15 protein-coding genes are annotated in these 19,863 nt (G+C 67.7%); 10 read left to right on the forward strand and 5 right to left on the reverse strand.

Going from position 1 to position 19,863, the window contains the following annotated elements; all coding sequences use genetic code 11:
• Positions 1 to 9 precede the first annotated feature (9 nt).
• Positions 10 to 744, forward strand: coding sequence for an RNA polymerase sigma factor (locus AC1DS3_RS04730; RefSeq protein ID WP_441640950.1), 735 nt, complete (start codon positions 10 to 12; stop codon positions 742 to 744).
• A complete protein-coding gene (locus AC1DS3_RS04735; RefSeq protein ID WP_477126766.1) occupies positions 731 to 1,456 on the forward strand; it encodes an anti-sigma factor family protein in 726 nt (241 codons plus the stop codon). Before AC1DS3_RS04730 ends, AC1DS3_RS04735 begins: the two co-directional genes overlap by 14 nt.
• Positions 1,457 to 1,491: 35 nt before the next feature.
• Here the strand turns inward: AC1DS3_RS04735 and AC1DS3_RS04740 are convergent, their stop codons facing one another.
• From AC1DS3_RS04740 to AC1DS3_RS04750, 3 genes are all read right to left on the reverse strand, one after another.
• Positions 1,492 to 3,735, reverse strand: coding sequence for a xanthine dehydrogenase family protein molybdopterin-binding subunit (locus AC1DS3_RS04740; RefSeq protein WP_441640946.1), 2,244 nt, complete (start codon positions 3,733 to 3,735; stop codon positions 1,492 to 1,494).
• 12 nt (positions 3,736 to 3,747) lie between these two features.
• The gene (locus tag AC1DS3_RS04745; RefSeq protein WP_150988428.1) at positions 3,748 to 4,206 is read right to left on the reverse strand and encodes a (2Fe-2S)-binding protein; all 459 of its coding nucleotides are present in this window, start codon (positions 4,204 to 4,206) and stop codon (positions 3,748 to 3,750) included.
• Between the two features lie 192 nt (positions 4,207 to 4,398).
• Positions 4,399 to 4,614 (reverse strand): hypothetical protein, encoded by a 216-nt coding sequence (locus tag AC1DS3_RS04750; protein WP_441640945.1) that lies wholly within the window; start codon positions 4,612 to 4,614, stop codon positions 4,399 to 4,401.
• A 439-nt stretch (positions 4,615 to 5,053) separates the two neighbouring features.
• Between AC1DS3_RS04750 and AC1DS3_RS04755 the strand changes: the two genes are divergently transcribed.
• The 7 genes from AC1DS3_RS04755 (at position 5,054) to AC1DS3_RS04785 (ending at position 16,993) form a co-directional block, all read left to right on the forward strand.
• On the forward strand, positions 5,054 to 8,437 hold the full coding sequence (locus tag AC1DS3_RS04755; protein ID WP_441640944.1) for a diguanylate cyclase: 3,384 nt from the start codon (positions 5,054 to 5,056) through the stop codon (positions 8,435 to 8,437).
• 585 nt (positions 8,438 to 9,022) lie between these two features.
• Positions 9,023 to 10,333 (forward strand): dicarboxylate/amino acid:cation symporter, encoded by a 1,311-nt coding sequence (locus tag AC1DS3_RS04760; RefSeq protein WP_441640943.1) that lies wholly within the window; start codon positions 9,023 to 9,025, stop codon positions 10,331 to 10,333.
• A 261-nt stretch (positions 10,334 to 10,594) separates the two neighbouring features.
• The gene (locus AC1DS3_RS04765) at positions 10,595 to 12,511 is read left to right on the forward strand and encodes a sensor histidine kinase (RefSeq protein ID WP_477109637.1); all 1,917 of its coding nucleotides are present in this window, start codon (positions 10,595 to 10,597) and stop codon (positions 12,509 to 12,511) included.
• Positions 12,501 to 13,862, forward strand: coding sequence for a sigma-54-dependent transcriptional regulator (locus AC1DS3_RS04770; RefSeq protein ID WP_441640941.1), 1,362 nt, complete (start codon positions 12,501 to 12,503; stop codon positions 13,860 to 13,862). Before AC1DS3_RS04765 ends, AC1DS3_RS04770 begins: the two co-directional genes overlap by 11 nt.
• Positions 13,863 to 14,290: 428 nt before the next feature.
• Positions 14,291 to 14,857 (forward strand): LbetaH domain-containing protein, encoded by a 567-nt coding sequence (locus AC1DS3_RS04775; RefSeq protein ID WP_441640940.1) that lies wholly within the window; start codon positions 14,291 to 14,293, stop codon positions 14,855 to 14,857.
• The gene (locus tag AC1DS3_RS04780; protein ID WP_441640939.1) at positions 14,838 to 15,869 is read left to right on the forward strand and encodes a glycosyltransferase family 2 protein; all 1,032 of its coding nucleotides are present in this window, start codon (positions 14,838 to 14,840) and stop codon (positions 15,867 to 15,869) included. Before AC1DS3_RS04775 ends, AC1DS3_RS04780 begins: the two co-directional genes overlap by 20 nt.
• Positions 15,870 to 16,390: 521 nt before the next feature.
• Positions 16,391 to 16,993, forward strand: coding sequence for a helix-turn-helix domain-containing protein (locus AC1DS3_RS04785; RefSeq protein ID WP_006160260.1), 603 nt, complete (start codon positions 16,391 to 16,393; stop codon positions 16,991 to 16,993).
• Positions 16,994 to 17,179: 186 nt separating this feature from the next.
• On the opposite strand, the gene AC1DS3_RS04790 is transcribed toward AC1DS3_RS04785, so the two are convergent.
• Positions 17,180 to 18,256 carry an ornithine cyclodeaminase gene (locus tag AC1DS3_RS04790; protein WP_441640938.1) on the reverse strand — a complete coding sequence of 359 codons (1,077 nt, stop codon included), beginning with the start codon at positions 18,254 to 18,256 and terminating at the stop codon, positions 17,180 to 17,182.
• Positions 18,257 to 18,305: 49 nt separating this feature from the next.
• The gene (locus tag AC1DS3_RS04795) at positions 18,306 to 19,205 is read right to left on the reverse strand and encodes a dimethylarginine dimethylaminohydrolase family protein (RefSeq protein WP_441640937.1); all 900 of its coding nucleotides are present in this window, start codon (positions 19,203 to 19,205) and stop codon (positions 18,306 to 18,308) included.
• Between the two features lie 224 nt (positions 19,206 to 19,429).
• Here AC1DS3_RS04795 and AC1DS3_RS04800 point away from each other — a divergent pair, with 224 nt between their 5' ends.
• Entirely contained in the window at positions 19,430 to 19,852 is a 423-nt protein-coding gene (locus AC1DS3_RS04800; RefSeq protein WP_174426231.1) for an Lrp/AsnC family transcriptional regulator, read from the forward strand.
• Positions 19,853 to 19,863 lie beyond the last annotated feature (11 nt).

The following is a 19,863-nucleotide window of genomic DNA, read 5'->3' on the forward strand; positions in this document are numbered from 1 at the left end:
GCGCGCGCGATGCGTCCAACCCGGGCACCGAGCCAAAGGAGTGACGTGAACGCTGCCGACCAGCGCCGCCGTTTCGACGATCTGGTGCTTCCGCACCTCGACGCCGCCTACAACCTGGCCCGCTGGCTGTCGGGCAGCCCCATGGAGGCCGATGACGTGGTGCAGGAAGCCTGCCTGCGGGCTTTCTGCTTTTTTGACAGCTTCCGGGGCGACCAGCCACGCGCGTGGCTGCTGGCGATCGTGCGCAACACGTGGTTCACCGCCTGGCGCAAGCGGCACCAGCCGGGCCAGGCCGAGAGCGCTGACTACGACGATGCGCATTTCGATGGCGAGCCGCTGCCCGGCTGGCAGGATGGCCACGGCGACAGCCCTGAGCAATGGCTGTTGCGCGCCGAGGATATCCGGCTGCTGCATGTGGCGCTGGAGCGACTGCCGCTGGCCTTTCGGGAAGTCCTGGTGCTGCGTGAGCTGGAGGACCTGCCTTATCGCGACATCGCCACCGTCGCGGACATCCCGCTGGGTACCGTGATGTCGCGGCTGGCACGCGCGCGCAAACTGCTGGCGGCGGCGGTGCTCGCCATGCACGCGGAGGACGCGCGCGGCACCGGCACCCAGGGCGGCGCCGACCTTAGCGCGGCAGGCACCCTGTCCAGCGCACCGGCAACGGGCAGGGCCGCCGCGGCAACCGCCATCCACGCCACACCGCCGCAACCTGCAGGGGAGACAGGCCATGAACTGCAATGACGCCCGCCTGCTGCTGCAAGCCAGTGCCGACGGGGAGCTCGGCGCAGGCGATGCTTTGCGCCTTGAGCGGCACCTGGCGCAATGTGCGGCCTGCACCGCGCAGCTCGCGCACCTGCGCGAATTGCGCACCGTATTGCGCGCGCATGCGCCCTACCACCGCGCCGGGCCGGCCCCCGCCATGGCCGCGCTGACGGTGGCGACGCTGGGCATTGGCATGGCCCAGTACGCGCTGAGCGATGGCTCCGGGCCGACGGTGGAAGGCGAGATGGTGAGCAGCCACGTGCGCGCACTGATCTCGGGGCACACGATCGATGTCGCCTCATCGGACCGCCACACCGTCAAGCCCTGGTTCAATGGCCGGATCGACTACGCGCCGTCGGTACGGGAACTCGCTGCGCAAGATTTCCCGCTGGTCGGGGGACGGCTCGACTACGTGCACGGGCGGCCGGTGGCGGTGCTGGTCTACCGCCGCAACCAGCACCCCATCGATGTGTTCGTGCTGCCAGCGCGCACGGCGGACAAGCCGGACAGCAAGCCTGCCCTCAACCCCGGCCGTAGCGAGGCGGCGCAGATCGAGTCGCGCCAAGGCTACCAGCTGGCGCTCTGGGAGTCGGACGGCATGCGCTACGCCGCCATCACCGATGCCTCGGCCGACGACCTGCTGCGCTTCACGCAGGCCTGGCGCGCGGCCGGCGACAACCGCGCGCCCTGAGCCCGGCGCCTGGGCTCAGGCCAGCTCAGGCCCGCTCAGGCGAACACGAACGGCAACTGCCGCTGGCGCTTGCCGGTGAGCGTGAACAGCGCGTTGGCCACCGCTGGCGCAATGGCTGGCACGCCCGGCTCGCCCAGCCCGGTGGGCGGATCCTCGGAGGGCACGAAGAACACGTCCACCACCGGCGCATCGGTGATGCGCGGCGGCGGATAGTCGGGGAAGTTGCTGTTCTTCACCGCGCCGTTTTCAATCTCGATGGCAAAGCCCGGCCGCGTCATCGCCAGCCCGAACACGCATGCGCCCTGCACCTGCGCCTCGGCCGACATGGGATTAACCACGCGGTTGGCATGCACCCCGGCCGTCACGCGATGCACATGTGGCTCGTTTTTCACCAGCGACACCTCCACCACATAGGCCACCACCGTGCCGAACGACTCGTGCACCGCCACGCCCCAGGCCTGGCCTTTGGGCAGCTTGCGCTTGCCGTAGCCGGACTTGTCCACCGCCAGCTGCAGCGCCGCGCGATGGCGCGCGTGCTTGCCCGCGTCCAGCCGCGCGAGGCGGTAAGCCACCGGATCCTGCCTGGCATTGACGGCCACTTCGTCGACCAGCGTTTCCTTGACGAAGGCGGTGTGCGTGTTGCCCACCGAGCGCCACCACAGCACCGGCACCGCCACCTGCGGGTGGTGCACCGATAGTTGCAGCGGGAAGCCGTAGTCGTTCTCAACCAGGCCTTCGACCATGGTCGAGTCCACGCCGCCCTTGACCATGAACGCCTCGAACGGCGTGCCGGAGAGGATGGACTGCCCGACCACGGTGTGCTGCCAGCCGAGCACCTGCCCCTGCGCATCGGTGCCGATGCGCGCGCGGTGCACATGCAGCGGCCGGTAGTAGCCGCCGCGGATATCGTCCTCGCGGCTCCACATCACCTTGAGCGGTTCGTCATGCCCGTTCTTGACCCAGGCCAGCAGCACGTTGGCCGCTTCGACCAGGTAGTCGGAGGTGGGCACGGCACGCCGGCCGAACCCGCCGCCCGCCATCATGGTGTTGAGCGTGACCTTGGCCGGCGGCAGCCCGAGCACGCGCCCGATGGCGGCCTGGTCCACGGTCTGGAACTGCGAGCCCACCCATACCTTCACGCTCTGCACCGCTTTGCCCGACACCTCGGCCTGCAAGGTGCAGTTCAGCGGCTCCATCGGCGCATGCGCCAGGTAGGGAAACTCGTAATCCGCCGAGATGGTGCGCGCGGCGCCGGACATGGCGCCCAGGTCAGCCTGCAGCGCCACCGTGCCGGGTTGCGCGGCCAGCGTTCTGTACTGCGCGAACAGGTCCTTGGTGGAAACGCTGGAGCCGCTGTCTTCCCACACGATCTCCAGCGCATCGCGCGCCTGCTTGGCCGGCCAGTAGCCATTGGCCACCACCGCCACGCCGGTGCCGCCGCGATCCACCGGCACCAGCATCACGTCGGCCACGCCCTTGATCGCGCGTGCCTTGTCGGCGTTGAAGGATTTCACCTTGCCGCCAAAGCGCGGCGGGCGTGCCACCACGGCCACCACCATGTTCGTGAGATGCACGTCGATACCGAAGGCGGTGGTAGCCTCCAGCTTGCCGCGCGCGTCCAGCCGGCGCGTGGGCTTGCCGATGAGCTTGAACTGCGCCGGGTTCTTGAGCGTTACCTGCTGCGGCACCGGCAGCGCCATGGCAGCCTGCGCCAACTCGCCAAAGGTAGCGCGATGGCTGCCGGAGGTGACCACGCCCAGCGCCACCTGGCAGCTCGCCGGATCGACCTGCCACTGCGTGGCCGCGGCGGAAACCAGCATGGCGCGGGCGCGCGCGCCCAGCTCGCGGTACTGCTGGAAGGAATGGTTGAGCGCGGTGGAGCCGCCGGTGATCTGCATGCCGAAGGCGGGATCCTTGTACGCATCGCCGGCGGGCGCCAGCGTGGCGCGCACGTTGCGCCAGTCCACGTCAAGCTCTTCGGCCAGCGCCATGGGCAGCGCCGTATGCACGCCCTGGCCGAATTCGAGCCGGTTGACCGCCACCGTGACGGTGTTGTCCGGCGCGATCAGCAGGAACGCCTGCGGCGGTGAAGGCGGGGCCTTGGGCGCCGCGCCTTCCTGCGCCAGCGCGGCCTGGGCTGGCAGGATGCCGAGCGCCAGGCCGCCACCGGCAAAGCCGGTCAGCTTGAGAAAACTGCGGCGGTCCAGCGCGGCGACGCCGCCAGCGTCCGCGTGCCTGCGATTGCCGCCGGCCAGCGCTTCGAGGTATCTGATTCGCATGGTGTCGTCCCCTTAAGCCAGCGCGCGCGCCGCGTCCTTGATGGCCGCGCGGATGCGCTGGTAGGTGCCGCAGCGGCACAGGTTTCCCGCCATGGCCTGGTCGATGTCGGCATCGCTTGGGTGCTTCTTGCTGCGCAACAGCCCGACGGCGCTCATCACCTGGCCGTTCTGGCAATAGCCGCACTGCGCCACGTCGTGCTTGATCCAGGCGTCGAGCACCGCGCGGCCAACCTTGTCGCCGGTAACGCCCTCGATGGTGGTGATGCGCGCGCCCTGCGCCGCCGAGACCGGCGTCACGCAACTGCGCGTGGCCTGGCCGTTCACGTGCACGGTGCATGCGCCGCATGCGGCCATGCCGCAGCCGAACTTGGTGCCGGTCATGCCAAGGCTGTCGCGTAACGCCCACAGCAGGGGCGTGGAAGGATCAACGTCTACCTGCAACGGCTTGCCGTTGATATCTAGCGTGGTCATGGGGGGAGCTCCTTGGGTCTGTTTGCCCTGGTCCGCCCCCGGCGCGTCGCGGCGGTTCGATCCGCCACGCCGCGCCGCCGGCGGCCGGTCAGCAGCGTGTGCCCCAGCCGCGGTGCGCACGCCGTAAAACCTTGTGAGCATAGTGCAAAAAGGGAAGTCGCGTTCGGTGCCGTGCACTGCACCCGAGCGGCCTCAGGCCATGCCTTCCGGCGCGCGGTCGATAAAGCCCGTCATGCTTTGCAGCCGGCCGTCCGCCGCCACCGTCGCGAAGTCGGTGCCGACCACCACGGCTGCCGCACCCGCCGGCGCCGGTTCCCAGGTAAAGCGCAGGTTGCCGCCATGTGCGTCGACCGGCGTCCCGCGCGTAAAGCGCAAACCCGGAAGGCGCGAATGGACAACGGCGATCATGGTGTCGATCCCGGCGTGGCCGTCACCGCGCATGAGCGGGTCGACATAGCTGGCGGACTCGGTCCAGGCGCCGACGATCAGCGCGCGCCGGCGAGCTGCATCGGTTTCGACGCGCTTCGCGCCGGTCCGATATCCGCGCCGATACCCCTCCTCGGCGGGGCAATGCCTGAAACGCCTGTATGACTGGAACGGCAGCGCGCCTGTCCGCCATGGCAGCAGACTGGCCGCCAGGGCCGGTTCCAGCTCGCCGCGGGCCAGGTTCCTACCGCAAAACGGCGTCCGGCGCTAGTCCGAACAGCGGTAACACACCGGGGCTTATTGCCTCGTGATTCCGGCGTATCGCCGCTATATTGATCCATTAAGCTGGGCCGTGCGTGCAACCTGCCCGACGCCCGCCCATCGCCTCAATTTCGAGAACGCAGCTTCAGGCTGACGCCATATGACGCCAGATTTGGATGTCCGCCCCTTGCCCGCCACCTACCCGCGCTGGCAACGCGTGTCGCTATCGGCAATCGCCTTCTTCCTGCTGGCCCTGGCCGGGCTGGCCGTGTCGCGCTACCCCGGAAACGTGGCCATGCTCTGGCTGGCCAACGCTTTCGGCCTCGGCATCTTGCTGCACCAGCGCAGCGGCGATGTGCCCTGGCAGCTGGCGGGGATGCTGGTGGCGGGCTTGGCGGCCAACGCGGCCATGGGCGATAGCCCTGCCATTGCGCTGGCGCTGGCGCTGGGCAACGTCGTCGAGATCGCGTTCTCGGCGTGGCTGGTGCGCGCCATGACCAGCGGCGCCACGCTATCCCGCCCGGGACCGCTGGCGCGCTTCGCGCTGACGCTGGGCGCGGCCAGCACGCTGGGACCGGCGGTGGGCGCCACCATCGGCGCCGCCACCATCAGCACCGCCTACCACAGCGGCTTTGGCGCGGTCTGGTGGACCTGGTGGACGGCGGACTCGATGGGCATCGTCATGCTGCTGCCGCTGATGGTATCGATCACCCGCGAGCGTTTCGCCGACACCTTCCGCCGCGCGCAGCTGCCCCGTTTTGCCGGCCTGCTCCTGCTGAGCCTGGCGGTGGGCGGCGTGGCGCTATATAAGAGCAACGAGCCGTTCGTGGTGATGGCGCTGCCGCTGGTGCTGGCGGCGCTGCTGACCAATCCCTTTGCCACTGCCCTGCTGACGTTGCTGGCCATCTGCGGCACGGTGGCGCTGGGGCTCGTCACCGCATCGCTCGGCGTGGGCGCGAACGAGCCGTTCCTGCTGCAGTCGGTGCAGCTGTCGACCACGCTGGTCATGGTGTTCCCGATCTGCATCGCCTTCCTGCTGGAGCAGAACCGGCGTGACCGCAGCGAGCTGCGCGGCAGCGAGCGGCGCTTTCGCCAGGCCATGGAGCATTCGGCCATCGGCATGGCGCTGGTGGGGCTGGACGGCCGCTGGCTGCAGGTCAACCGCGCCATCTGCGACCTGTTTGGCTATGATGCCGCCGAGCTGGCGGAGCTGCCCTTCCCGACCATCACCCACCCGGACGATCTCGCCCCCGACCTGCACCAGGTCGAGCGCCTGCTGGCCGGCGAGATCGAGTCGTACCGGATAGAAAAGCGCTTCCGCCACAAGGACGGCCACTATCGCTGGACCTTGCTGGCCGTCTCCCTGGTGCACGACGAGAACACCGGCAAGCCGCTGCATTTCATCTCGCAGGTGGAAGACATCGACGAGCGCAAGGCCGCGCTGGAAAAGCTCGAGGCGCTGTCGCGCCGCACCCAGCTGGCGGTGGAAGCCGGCGGCGTAGGCATCTGGGAATGGGACGTTGCCAGCGGCGCGATCGAGTGGGACGCGCGCATGCATGCGCTGCACGGCGTCGATCCTGCCCTGGGCGCGCCGGACATCAAGCGCTGGACGGCCATGGTGCATCCGGACGATGTCGAGCAGGCAAGCACCGAGATGCGCGAGGCGGTGCGCGGCACGCGCACCTTCGATACCGAATACCGCATCCAGCGCCCCGACGGCGCGGTGCGCCACATCCGCGCCATGGCCATGGTGCTGCGCCAGGACGATGACACCGCGGTGTCCATGATCGGCACCAACTGGGACATCACCGAACAGCGCCGCCTCACCGAGGCGCTGTTCGAAGAGAAGGAACGCCTGCATATCACGCTGCGCTCGATCGGCGATGCGGTGATCTGCACCGACGCCACCATGGGCGTCACCTTCATGAACCCGATCGCCGAGCAGCTCACCGGCTGGACCATGCAGGCGGCTGCCGGCCAGCCGCTCGAATCCATCTTCCGCATCGTCGACGAGCATACCAACGCGCCGATCCCCAGCCCGGTGGAACAGTGCCTGCTGACCTTGCGCCCGGTCTACCTGCAGGACGGCGCGGTGCTGCAAAGCCTGACCGGCGACCGCCATGACGTGCAGGACTCCGCCGCCCCGGTGCGCACGGCTACCGGCGAGGTCATCGGCGCGGTGCTGGTGTTCCAGGACATCACCGGCGCCCGCGCGCTGCAGCGCGAGCTGGCCCATTCGGCCTCGCACGATGCGCTCACCGGCCTGCCCAACCGCATCTGGTTCGAGAAGCGGCTGCGCGAGGCCTGCGACGCTGCGCGCATGCAGCAACAGCATCACGCGCTGTGCTTCATCGACCTGGACCGCTTCAAGATCGTCAACGACACGGCCGGGCATGCCGCGGGCGACGTACTGCTGCGCGAGCTCGGCCACGTGATCCGCTACCACGTGCGCCCGGACGACCTGCTCGCCCGCCTGGGCGGCGACGAATTCGCGCTGCTGCTCATGGACTGCACGGTGGACCAGGCCGAGCGCGTGTGCCAGAAGATCATCGATGCCATCCGCAGCCAGCGTTTCCCGTGGGAAGGGCGGGTCTACGATGTGGGCGCGAGCATCGGCATTACCGCGATCGACCACGAAACACCGCCGATGGGCGAGCTGATGAGCCGCGCCGACGTAGCCTGCTACGCCGCCAAGGCGGCCGGGCGCAGCCGCGTCTCGGTGTACCGGCGCGACGAAAGCGATGCGCAGCGCCACCACCAGGAGCTGCAGGTTGCCGCCGGCATCCACTCGGCGCTGGATGCGAACCGCTTCCGCCTGTTCGCGCAGGAGATCCGCGCGCTGCAGGAGCACAACCAGGCCGACCGCCATATCGAGATCCTGGTGCGCATGGTCGACGAGCAAGGCAAGCTGGTGATGCCGGGCGCGTTCATCCCAGCCGCCGAGCGCTATGACCTGATGGGCCATGTGGACCGCTGGGTGATCCACCACGTGCTGCACGAATTCGGCGAGCGCCTGGCCGCGGTGCCCAGGCTCACGGTCGCCATCAACCTGTCGGCCAATTCGCTGGGCGAGCCGTTCCTGCTGCCGTTCCTGCACGCCGAGCTGTACGACTCCGTGCTGCCCGCCAGCCGCATCCAGCTGGAGATCACCGAGACCGCGCTGATCAACAACATGGCGGCGGCCAATCGCCTGGTGACCGAGATGCGCAGCGCTGGCTGCACCGTGGCGCTCGACGATTTTGGGGCGGGCTTGTCATCGTTCTCCTATCTCAAGCAGTTTCCGGTGGACTATCTCAAGATCGACGGGAGCTTTATCCGCCACCTGGCCGGCAGCGCGGTGGACCGCGAGATCGTCAGCTCGATCAACGATATCGGCCATCGCCTGGGCATGCTGACCGTGGCCGAATCCGTGGAAGACGAGGAAACGCTGCAGGCCTTGCGCTCGCTTGGCGTGGACTATGCCCAGGGGTATGTGATCGGGCGGCCGATGCCGCTGGAACTGTTCCTGGAGAGTTGCCCGACCCTGCCGGTGGACAACGCCTGAGTCACCTGGCGTGCATGGCTGGCGGCGGCGTGCGCCGCCGCCAGCCATGCCCCTTGCATCACACGCTGTCGCCCGCACGGGCGACAGTTCCGCTTTCCGCCCCGCCGCCCGTTCGGAAAACCGAACGCCCTATCGCCATGCCCGCACGGAAATCCGAACCGTGCGTCGAGCGCACATTAATTTCTCCTTGTTTTTCAGTGGCTTAGGCAGCTTCGGCTTGGCCTTTGGCCTGGCACGCCTCGTGCAATGTATGCGCGGCCCCAAGCGGCCATACAGGTCGACGGTTGGCCCCCCCCGTGCCGGCCCGGACCCAAAACAATGGAGGAAACAATGATCGACCCCGCCTTGCTGACCTTGCCCACCACACCGGTGGGCGCCGGGCACACGCTGCCCATGCCCGTTCGGCATTGATCCGGCATTGATCTGGATTGATTTCGGAATGATTCCGGAATTGAACAGGCACTGATCTTCCCGGCTGAGGCCGCATGGCGCTGTCCCGACGACGGCAACGCCATGCCAGAAGGCTGCCAGCCCCCCGCAAAACAGCCGTCCGGCCATTGGCCGGGCGCATCGGCCCGACTTCTGATGAAACTGAACCGACTGCCCACCCTGATTTTCATTGCGATGCTGCTTGGCGTGCTGGCCGGCACGGCCGCCCACCATTACGCGCCGGACCCCGCCGCCGCCAAGTCCATCGCCGACCACCTGTCCATCCTGACCGATGTGTTCCTGCGCATGATCAAGATGATCATCGGGCCGCTGGTGTTCGCCACCCTGGTTGGCGGCATCGCCAGCATGGGCGACGGCAAGGCCGTTGGCCGCATCGGCATGAAGGCGATGGCATGGTTCATCGCCGCGTCCATCACCTCGCTGCTGCTGGGCCTGGTGATGGCCAACCTGCTGCGCCCGGGCGAAGGCATGAACCTGGCGCTGCCGGCGGCGGACGCTGCCTCCAATCTGAAGACCGGGGCGCTGAACCTGCGCGACTTCATTGCGCACATGTTCCCCAAGAGCTTCGTCGAAGCCATGGCCACCAATGAGATCCTGCAGATCGTGGTGTTCTCGCTGTTCTTCGGCTTTGCGCTGGGCACGCTCAAGGACGGCATCGGCAAACCCGTGCTGGCCGGCATCGAAGGCCTGTCGCACGTGATGCTGAAGATCACCAACTATGTGATGGCCTTCGCGCCGGTCGGCGTGTTCGGCGCGGTCGCCGCGGTGATCACCGCCGAAGGCCTGGGCGTGCTGGTGGTGTACGCCAAGCTGCTGGGCGCTGTCTACCTGTCGCTGGCGCTGCTGTGGGTGGCGCTGATCGCCGGTGGCTACTTCTTCCTCGGCCGCGATGTGTTCCGCCTGCTCAAGATGGTGCGCGCCCCGCTGATGATCGGCTTCGCCACCGCCAGCAGCGAATCGGCATACCCCAAGGTGATCGAGCAGCTCGGCCGCTTTGGCGTCAAGGAGCGCATCACGGGCTTCGTGCTGCCGCTGGGCTACTCGTTCAACCTGGACGGCTCGATCATGTACACGTCCTTCGCCGCGCTGTTCGTGGCGCAGGTGTACGGCATCCACCTGTCGCTCACGCAGCAGGTGACCATGCTGCTGGTGCTGCTGGTCACCAGCAAGGGCATTGCCGGCGTGCCGCGCGCCTCGCTGGTGGTGGTGGCCGCGGTGCTGCCGATGTTTGGCCTGCCCGAGGCCGGCATCCTGCTGGTGCTGGGCATCGACCACGTGCTGGACATGGGCCGTACCGTAACCAATGTGCTTGGCAACGCCATTGCCACAACCGTCGTCGCCAAAAGCGAAGGCGCCATCGGCGCGCCGGTGCCCGAAGAAGCGGATGACACCGCTGCCGACGGCAACCGCGGCCTGACACCCGTTCAGGTCCTGGCCGGCAAGTAACACTGCCAGCGCGCCAAGGCCCGGCCACCGATCAGGTGGCCGGGCCTTTTTTTGTTTCCGGGGGCCGGAAAACCGTGATGTGGTAAAAGACGGGGTCGCCGCGGTGCCGCCATCGCACAATGTGCACATTGGCGCTCCTACCCCTACTCTTACCCCTTTGCACGATGCACTTTTGCTGGCGCCTGCAGTCTTAACCCGTCGGGTACGCTGCCCGCGACCGAGTTCCATCGCCTTCGCTTCCTGCGCATTCCGCCCGCTCCCATGACCGGCCCGCTCCCTTCACACGCTACCCCGCAAGGCGCCCCGCACGATACCTCCGCTCGTGCCAGACGCCTGCGCCCATGGGTGCCCCTCATGGCCATGCTGGCGCTGGCGATGCTGATCGGGCTGGCTGGCGCCTTGGGCTACCGGTACAGCTACGACAACGCCCTGGCGCGCCAGGGCGAGCGCGGCCAGGTGCAGCTGCGCCTGTACGGGCAGGCCCTGTCGAGCGAGCTGGCGCGCTATGACTACGTGCCCAGCCTGCTCTCGCTGGACGACAAGATCGCTACCCTGCTGGCGCACCCGAACGACCCGGCACGCGTCGAGGCCGCCAACCAGTACCTGGCCGCGGTCAATGCCCGCGCCGGCACCCGCGTGGTGTTCGTGCTCGATGCCCGCGGCCACGTGCTCGCCACCAGCAACTGGCAGCGCCCCGACAGCTACCTGGGCGAAGACCTGAGCTTCCGCCCCTACTTCAGCGACGCCGCGGACGGCCAGCTGGGCCGCTTCTATGGCGTGGGCACCACCCGCAGCGAGGCCGGCTACTACCTCTCGGCGCCGCTGGGCGATCGCCACAAGCCAAGCGGCGTAGCGGTCGTCAAGGTGGGGCTGGAACCCCTGGAGAACCGCTGGCAAGGCGCCGATGCCCAGATGCTGCTGACGGACGAGAACGGCGTGGTGATCCTGGCCTCCGACCCGTCCCTGAAACTGGGCGCGCTCAAGCCGCTGGCCCCCGAGCTGCGCGAGCGGCTGCAACGCAACCTGCAATACAACCGCGCCGCGCTCCCGCAGCTGGAACTCACGCCGGTGCGCAAGCTGTCCGACAGCGACACCCTGGTCCGCCTGCGCAGCGGCCCGCCCATGCTGGCGCAGAACGCCGAACTGGTTGGCACCGACTGGCACCTGACGCTGCTGACCAACACCTCGCAGGCCCGCGTGGCCGCGCTCATCACCGCCGCGCTGGCCGGCGTGGTGACCGCCTTCCTGTTGCTGCTGGCGGCGGCCTGGAACGTGCGCCGGCGCATCGCCAGCGAGCGCATGGCCGCGCGCGCCGCGCTGGAGGCCGCCAACGGCGAACTGGAGCGCAAGGTGGCGGAGCGCACCGCGGACCTGTCCGCCGCCAACCAGCATCTGCAGGCGGAAGTCGCCGAACGCATCCGCACCGAGGCCACCTTGCGCCAGGCCCAGGATGGCCTGCTGCAGGCTGGCAAGCTGGCCGCCGTCGGCCAGATGTCCACCGGCATCGCGCACGAGCTCAACCAGCCCCTGGCGGCCCTGCGCACGCTCTCGGGCAATACCCAGAAATTCCTCGAGCGCGGCGACAATGCCACCGCGCAAGCCAACCTCGGCACCATCATCGGCTTGGTGGAGCGCATGGGGCGTATCACCGGCGCGCTCAAGTCATTCGCGCGCAAGCCTGGCAATGGCGGCACCGCCGGCCGCCTGGCGCCGCTGGACGACGCTGTGGACAACGCCCTGTTCCTGCTCGATACACGCCTGCAGGCGGTACACCCGGCGCTGGTCCGGCAGATCGAGCCGGACCTGATGGTGACGTGCGACCCCAACCGGCTGGAACAGGTGCTGGTCAACCTGATCGGCAACGCGCTCGACGCGCTGGCCGGCAGCCCCGCGCCCCAGCTGGAGCTGCGCAGCCACCTGGCGGGCAGCAAGCTGCACCTGACCATCCGCGACAACGGCCCCGGGCTGTCCGAGGAAGCCTTCGCGCGGCTGTTCGAGCCGTTCTTCACCACCAAGCCGGCAGGACAGGGGCTGGGCCTGGGCCTGACGCTGTCGGCCGGCATCCTGGACGAGGTCGGCGGCAGCCTGGAGGCCAGCAATCACCCCGACGGCGGCGCGTGCTTCACGCTGGTGCTGCCGCTGGCCAGGCTTGACCCGGAGAGCCGCCATGGCAACTGACCCGAACAACGCCGACTCCCCCGACGCGATCGACCCCGCGCCGCTGACCGTGCTGATCGTCGAAGACGACCCCGACGTGCGCCTGGGCTGCGAGCAAGCGCTGCGGCTCGAAGGCATTGCCACGCGTGCCGTGGCGAGCGCCGAAGCCGCCCTGCGCGAAGTCGGCAGCCATTTCCCCGGCGTGGTGGTGAGCGACATCCGCCTGCCCGGCATCGACGGCATGGCGCTGCTGCATGAGCTGCGCTCGCGCGACGACGCGCTGCCGGTGGTGATGGTCACGGGCCACGGCGACGTCAGCCTGGCCGTGCAGGCCATGAAGGCCGGCGCCTACCACTTCCTGGAAAAACCGTTCTCGCCGGAGCGTCTGGTCGAGGTCACGCAGCGCGCGCTGGAAAAGCGCCGGCTGGTGCTGGAAGTGGCCGAGCTGCGCAGGAAGCTGGCCGGGCGCGACACCTTGCAGGCGCGCCTGATTGGCCATTCGCCATCCATCGAACGGCTGCGCAAGCTGATCGCCGACCTGGCCGATACCGCCGCCAACGTGCTCATCCACGGCGAGACCGGCACCGGCAAGGAACTGGTCGCCCGTTGCCTGCACGAAGCAAGCTCGCGGCGCGCGCGGCACTTCGTGCCGATCAATTGCGGCGGCCTGCCCGAGCAGCTGTTCGAAAGCGAGATCTTCGGCCACGAGGCCGGCTCGTTTACCGGCGCGGCGCGGCGGCGCATCGGCAAGATCGAGCACGCCGAGGGCGGCACGCTGTTCCTCGACGAGATCGAGAGCATGCCGATGCAGATGCAGATCAAGCTGCTGCGGGTGCTGCAGGAGCGCGTGGTGGAGCGGCTTGGCTCCAATACGCCGGTGCCGGTCAACACCCGTGTGGTCGCGGCCACCAAGGCAGACTTGAAGGCGCTCTCAGCGGCCGGCCAGTTCCGCGCCGACCTGTACTACCGGCTCAACGTGGTGACGCTGGAACTGCCGCCGCTGCGCGAGCGGCGCGAAGACGTGCCGCCGCTGTTCGAGCATTTTATCGCGCAGGCGGCGCTGCGCTTCGAGCGCGAGGCGCAGCCCGCCACGCCGGCGGAACTCGCTGCGCTGATGGCCTATCCGTGGCCGGGCAATGTGCGCGAACTGCGCAACCTGGCTGAGCGCCATGTGCTGGGGCTGGGGTGCAATCCGGGACAAGGCACCGCCGAGCCGGCGGCGCTGCCGCTGGCGCAGGCCGTGGAACAGTTCGAGCGGGCCATGATTGCCGACGCCATGCGCAAGCATGAGGGGAACCTCAGCCGCGCCAGCGAGGCGCTGGGCATTGCCAAGACGACCTTGTTCGATAAGGTCAGGAAATACCGGCTTTGAGATTCCAGGCGTTGAGATTTTCCGGGTGGCGGCGCTAGCTGCCACCGGCTGAACCGCAACGGCTTGCGCGCAGCTTGCGTTGCGGCTTTCCCGCTACCCTCTCGCTTCCCTCTCGCTTCCCTCTCGCTTCCCTCTCGCTTCCCTCTCGCTTCCCTCTCGCTTCTCTCCCGCCTCCCTCCCGCTTCCTTGCGCTTCGCCTTTCCTTGTGTGAGGTGCCGCACCGAAGCGGCGCGCACGCCGCGCCACTATGGTTTCACCCCTTCCCGCGTGCCTTGCACCTTGCCGTGCCTGGCGCGGCCGGTGCGGGACAAAGCCTGGCTTCGGCCGGGTTCGGCGATCGCGGTGCTGGCCCGCACCGTGGTCGCCTCCTTGGCTGCCGGGCCTTGCCGCGTATTGCGAAGCCGCCAACAAGCAGGAGCGGACCGACGATGATCCTTCAAGGAAACGACCCGACTACCGGCGCTTCGTTCTCGCTGGGCAACCGGATTCAGCGCCAGCTCTGGCACTGGGCCTGGTTGTGCCTGTTCCGGCCAAGCCCGCGCCCGCTGCATGCGTGGCGCGCGGCGCTGCTGCGTTTGTTCGGGGCGCAACTGGGCCCGCATGTGCATATCTATCCGGGCGCGAAGATCTGGGCGCCGTGGAACCTGCGCGTGGGCAGCCATGTCGGCGTGGCCGATGGCGTCACGCTGTACAACATGGCGCCGATCGTCATCGGCGATTTCTGCGTGGTCTCGCAGGGCGCGCACCTGTGCACCGGCACGCACGACTACAACAGCGCCAACTTCCAGCTGGTAGCCCATCCCATCGTGCTTGCGGCGCACGTGTGGATCTGCGCCGAAGCCTTTGTCTCGCCCGGGGTGACGCTGGCCGAGGGCGCGGTGATCGCGCCGCGCGCGGTGGTGAGCAAAAGCCTGCGCACGCCGTGGACCGTCTACGGGGGCATCCCGGCCCGCGCCATCAGCACGAGAGTCAGACATGCCAAGCCCCCAGCCTGACCAGCCCTTGCAAGCGCCGGGCATCTCCGTGCTGATCCTGACCCGCAACGAGGAGCAGGACCTGCCGGGCTGCCTGCAAAGCGTGGCCTGGTCGGACGACATTCACGTGTACGACTCGATGAGCACCGACGCCACGGTGGCGATCGCGCAGCACTTTGGCGCGCATGTCACGCAACGCGTCTTCGACAACTGGGCCAGCCACCAGAACTGGGGCCTGCAGCACATCGGTTTCCGCCATCCCTGGGTGTTCTACATCGACGCCGACGAGCGCATGACGCCCGAGCTTGTGGCGCAAGCCCGGGCCGCGGTGCGCGCGGCGCGCGACGAGGTCGCGTTCCGGGTGCAACGGCGCGACTTTTTCCTCGACACGTGGCTGCGCCATGTACAGACATCTCCCTTCTACCTGCGTTTGTTCCGGCCGGAGCGGATGCGCTACGAGCGCCTGGTAAACCCGGTGTCGATTCCCGACGGCCCGGCCGGCGAGCTGACGGGCTACCTCGATCACTACCCGTTCAGCAAAGGCGTGACCCACTGGATCACCCGCCACAACAATTACAGCGGGCTGGAAGCGATGCAGATCATCGAGAACCGGCGCGGCGAGGTGGCGTTCAGCCTGGCCGAAGCCCTGTTCGCGACGGATTTCCACCGGCGCCGCGCGCACCAGAAGGAACTGTTCTTCCGCCTGCCGATGCGCCCCCTCGTCAAGTTCGCGATCCTGTATCTGGGCAAGCGCGGCTTTCTCGATGGACGGGCCGGGCTCACCTACGCCATGCTGCAGTCGATCTACGAATACTTCATCGTGCTCAAGACGCGCGAACTGGAAAGGTCCATGGCGCTGCCCGCGCCAGATCCCGAGTCCGTGTGCCCGGAAGGCGCGCCGGCACCCGTGCGCCCGTCCCTCCCGATGCCGGGTATGGCAACTGATGGGGAAGGTGAATTCAGCAACCGGCCAGTCACCCCAGTCACATCGACCCGGCGCACCGCGGTGGTGGCTGGCGGGCGAAATCCCTGACGGCAAGCGACACGCTGCCCACGCCCTTTTTGTCATGCCTGCGGCGAGTGGCCACGCGGCCATGTGCGCTATACGTTCCGACACTGGGAGCGCCCGGCGGAAGCACTTCGGATGTATGTAATGTTTGCGATAAATTCCCGCTCGCCCGTGTCTGCCAAAACGCGGCAATATGCGTTTAAACCCAGAAGTGGGAGCGTTCAATGCGATTTCGAAATATTTGACACGCCGTCTGGTTGCTTATGTTCGATACCGCATATGATTCGAGGCTGGCATTCTTCCGTTGGGAGAATCAGGCACCAGTGACATAGATCATGCCGTTGCACAACCGTGGGAGCACCGTCGCTCCCGCCGCCCCCGATGCGAGGGCAGGTTACGCAAGAGGCCTAATAATGGTGCCAGCACGCAACCGTCCTCATTGCTCGCGTTGCCTTGCATTGCCAAGCCCAAAACCAGCGCGGAAAGCTCGCGCTGTCACTGCTGATCCTCTCGCAGTGCGGTGTATTTAGTTAACGGGTGAACGGATGAAACTGGATTCAGAACTGGCTGAGAAGCCTTACTACAGTACGCGTACCGCCGCGAAGCTGCTCAATGTGTCATTGGGCACGGTGCAGAAGATGGTGGAACGTGGCGAACTCGGGGCCTGGAAAACCAACGGTGGCCACCGGCGCATACATAAGGAGACTGTGCATCGTCTGCTGGCCACGCGCGTGGGGCAGGAACTTCCGTCTGTGCATGAACTCGACCTGGTGGTGTTCCACCCGAACCACCAGGAAGCCCAACGTATCCACGCGCAACTGGGCAAATGGGGTTTGCCCCTGAAAAGCGTGGTGGTGGAGGACGTGGTGGATACCATCATTACTTCGGTCAGCTCGCATCCGCGAGTGGTGCTGTACTACGTGGAAGAACTCACTGACGCCGAGTCGGCCACCATCGAGAAGCTGCAGAACTTCTTTGCGCGCCAGAACGTCATCTTCGCCGTGATCACCAACCGCCAGGCCTATGACGGCGTGGCCGATGCGCTACAGCAATGGGGCATCATGGTGTTCCTGAAGACGCCCTCGCTGGAAGAAGTCAAAGGCTTCCTGCGCGCGCAACTGATGATGACCCGGGGCGCAGCCGGCTGATCGGCCTGCACATCGCCAAGACCCTGTCCAGGACGTTTCACCGGCAGCTATCTGCCCGGCCGTCACCCGGCCGCCCGGCTTGCCTTGCCCCTTACCCGTGGGCGTGGCACTCGCTATATACCGCACACCACAACGCCGCAGTCTCGTGACCCGCACGACTGCGGCGTTGTGGCATGTGCCGCCGCTTCAGGCCAGCGCCGCCAGTGGCTCGCGCACGGGCTGCGGCACCCCGGCGTCCATCATCCAGCCATAGAGATTGCGGGGATCCGGCGGCGTCGCCACGAGCTCCACGTGGCTGCCGCGATGCTGCGCGTGGGCCGCGGCATGGAGCCAGCGCAGCGCGGAGTAATCCTCCAGCGCAAACCCCACCGAGTCGAACACCGTCACCTGCCCCGTTTCGGTGCGCCCGGCCACCCGGCCGGATAAAACCTCCCACAACTCCGTCACCGGCGTATCCGGTGGCAATTGCTGCATCTCGCCTTCGATGCGGGTCTGCGGCGCGTACTCGACCACAATGCGCGCCTGGCGCAGGATCTGCGGGTGCAGTTCGGTCTTGCCCGGGCAATCGCCGCCTACCGCGTTGATATGCACGCCGGGCGCGGCCAGGTCAGGCGTGAGGATGGTAGCCCGCGTCTTGTCGGCGGTGACGGTGCTGATGATGTCGGCGCCCTGCACGGCTGCGCGCACGGAGTCCACCGCCACCACCTTCAGCCCCTGCACGCCTTGCAGGTTGCGCGCGAGCCGCGCCGTTGCAGCGGGATCGATGTCGTAGGCGCGGATCTCCCGGATGCCCACCATGGCATGGAAGGCCAGTGCCTGGAACTCCGCCTGCGCGCCGTTGCCGATCAGCGCCAGCGTGGCGGCGCCGGGCCGCGCCATCGCCTGCGCGGCTAGCGCCGACGTGGCGGCGGTGCGCAACGCGGTGGCCAGCGTGAGGTCGCACAGCAGCAGCGGGAAGCCGGTCGCCACTTCCGCCAGCACGCCAAAAGCCATCACCGTCGGCATGGCGTTCTGCGCATTGCGCGGATGGCCGTTGACGTACTTGAACGCGTATTGCACGGCGTCGCTCACCGGCATCAGCTCGATCACCCCGTCGACGGAGTGCGTCGCCAGCCGCGCGGATTTATCGAATGCGTCCCAGCGCACAAAGTCCTGGCGAATGTGATGCGCCATCTGCGCAATGGCGTTGACGACGCCCGTGGCGCGCACCAGCGCCGCCACATCGGCGGCGTCCAGAAAGCGGGTCATGGCGATCTCCTTCATGATGTTCTCCCTTGCTGGCTCGGTATCGGTTTTTGCTCGCGCTTCGCGCTCATGCCGCCACCGCGGCGCCGTCGGCCGCGACGCTTGCCCGGGCCGGCCCGCTGGTGCGGTCCAGGCGCAGCGTCATGCAGTAGGCGCCGCCGCCGGACAGCATGTACGGCGACAGGTCCACCTCGCGCAACTGGTAGCCGCGCTGGCCCAGTTCGGCGCGCAGGTGCGGCGTGGTGCGCGTCATCACCACCTGGTCATGCAGGTTGACCGCATTGACGCTGAAGTGGCGCAGGTCGTCCTCGCTCGCTTCGATGCGCAGGCTGGCCGGGACGCGCTCGCGCAAGGTGCGCTGGGCGTCCTGCGTAAAGGCCGGCGGGTAGTAGAGGATCTCGCCGCCGGACAGCGGGCAGAAGCACACGTCGAGGTGATAGCTCTGCTCCGTGGCGAGCTCCAGCGCGACAACCTCGCGGCCGAAATGGCGCGCCATGGCATCGGCCGCGGCGCGCGAGGAGCGCGGGCCGAAGCCGGCCCAGAAATGGCCGCGCACGGCATCCCAGATGCAATCGCCAGCGCCTTCCTGGTAGCAGCCTTCGGGCAGCAGGCTGACGGAGTCGATCAGGCCGCGCGCGCGCAAGCCCTCGAAGATCCGCGCAAAGGGCGCTTCCTCGCCGGCCCGTTGGGGATAGCGAAAGCGCGCCAGCACGGCGTGGCCGTCCAGCACCACGGCGGCATTGGCGGGGAACACCATGTCGGGCAGGCCGGGCGCGCCGGGCGCGGTTTCCACCGTGAAGCCGGCCGCCTGCAGGGCCGCATGCAGGGATTCGAAGGACGCCACCGCATTGCGATGCATGCCGCGCGGGTCGCTAGCCCAGAGGCCGGGGTCCATCCACGGGTTGATGCTGTACGACACGTCATAGTGGGTGGGCTCGACAAGCAAGATGGTGGGCTGGTGGATCACGCTGGCTCCTTTGGGTGATGGGTGACGGGTGACGGGTGACGGGTGAAGGGGGTCAGTCAGTGCTTTGGAATGCCTGCATTCTGGTGCACTGCCGCGCTAACTAAAAGCCAGCAAATTGCACAATTTGCCTGCGCCGCGTGGCAAAACGCCAGCTAGAATTGGCACATCGCCAGTCGCGACGATCATGCAGGAAAAAGCACCTCTCGCCCCCCACAGGAACCACCATGGACGACACCGACCGCCAGTTGCTGGCCCTGCTGCGCGACAACGCGCGCATGCCGGCCACCGCCCTGGCCAAGGCGCTGCGCGTCTCGCGCGCCACCGTGCAGAACCGCATCGACAAGCTGGAAAAAGAAGGACTGATCGTGGGCTACACGGTGCGGCTGAAGCCCGAAGCCGAAGCGCACCGCATCCGTGCCTGGATGACCATCGCAGTCGAAGGCAACAAGGCGCGCGCGGTGCTGCAGGCGCTGCGCGGCGAGCCCAATGTGCAGGCCATGCACACCACCAACGGGCGCTGGGACATCATTGCCGAGCTGCGCGCGGATTCGCTGGAAGCCTTCGACCGCACGCTGGACCGCATCCGGCTGATCGATGGCATTGCCGCCACGGAAACCAGCATCCTGCTGTCCAGCTACAAGCTTTGAGCGGCGCGAGG

This window comes from Cupriavidus sp. 01L46 (assembly GCF_056399905.1).

Bases quoted from the DNA above. Each gene is read 5' to 3' on its own strand.
- AC1DS3_RS04730 (WP_441640950.1), top strand. From the start codon at position 10: ATGCGTCCAACCCGGGCACCGAGCCAAAGGAGTGACGTGAACGCTGCC.
- AC1DS3_RS04735 (WP_477126766.1), top strand. From the start codon at position 731: ATGAACTGCAATGACGCCCGCCTGCTGCTGCAAGCCAGTGCCGACGGG.
- AC1DS3_RS04740 (WP_441640946.1), bottom strand. From the start codon at position 3,735: ATGCGAATCAGATACCTCGAAGCGCTGGCCGGCGGCAATCGCAGGCAC.
- AC1DS3_RS04745 (WP_150988428.1), bottom strand. From the start codon at position 4,206: ATGACCACGCTAGATATCAACGGCAAGCCGTTGCAGGTAGACGTTGAT.
- AC1DS3_RS04750 (WP_441640945.1), bottom strand. From the start codon at position 4,614: ATGATCGCCGTTGTCCATTCGCGCCTTCCGGGTTTGCGCTTTACGCGC.
- AC1DS3_RS04755 (WP_441640944.1), top strand. From the start codon at position 5,054: ATGACGCCAGATTTGGATGTCCGCCCCTTGCCCGCCACCTACCCGCGC.
- AC1DS3_RS04760 (WP_441640943.1), top strand. From the start codon at position 9,023: ATGAAACTGAACCGACTGCCCACCCTGATTTTCATTGCGATGCTGCTT.
- AC1DS3_RS04765 (WP_477109637.1), top strand. From the start codon at position 10,595: ATGACCGGCCCGCTCCCTTCACACGCTACCCCGCAAGGCGCCCCGCAC.
- AC1DS3_RS04770 (WP_441640941.1), top strand. From the start codon at position 12,501: ATGGCAACTGACCCGAACAACGCCGACTCCCCCGACGCGATCGACCCC.
- AC1DS3_RS04775 (WP_441640940.1), top strand. From the start codon at position 14,291: ATGATCCTTCAAGGAAACGACCCGACTACCGGCGCTTCGTTCTCGCTG.
- AC1DS3_RS04780 (WP_441640939.1), top strand. From the start codon at position 14,838: ATGCCAAGCCCCCAGCCTGACCAGCCCTTGCAAGCGCCGGGCATCTCC.
- AC1DS3_RS04785 (WP_006160260.1), top strand. From the start codon at position 16,391: ATGAAACTGGATTCAGAACTGGCTGAGAAGCCTTACTACAGTACGCGT.
- AC1DS3_RS04790 (WP_441640938.1), bottom strand. From the start codon at position 18,256: ATGAAGGAGATCGCCATGACCCGCTTTCTGGACGCCGCCGATGTGGCG.
- AC1DS3_RS04800 (WP_174426231.1), top strand. From the start codon at position 19,430: ATGGACGACACCGACCGCCAGTTGCTGGCCCTGCTGCGCGACAACGCG.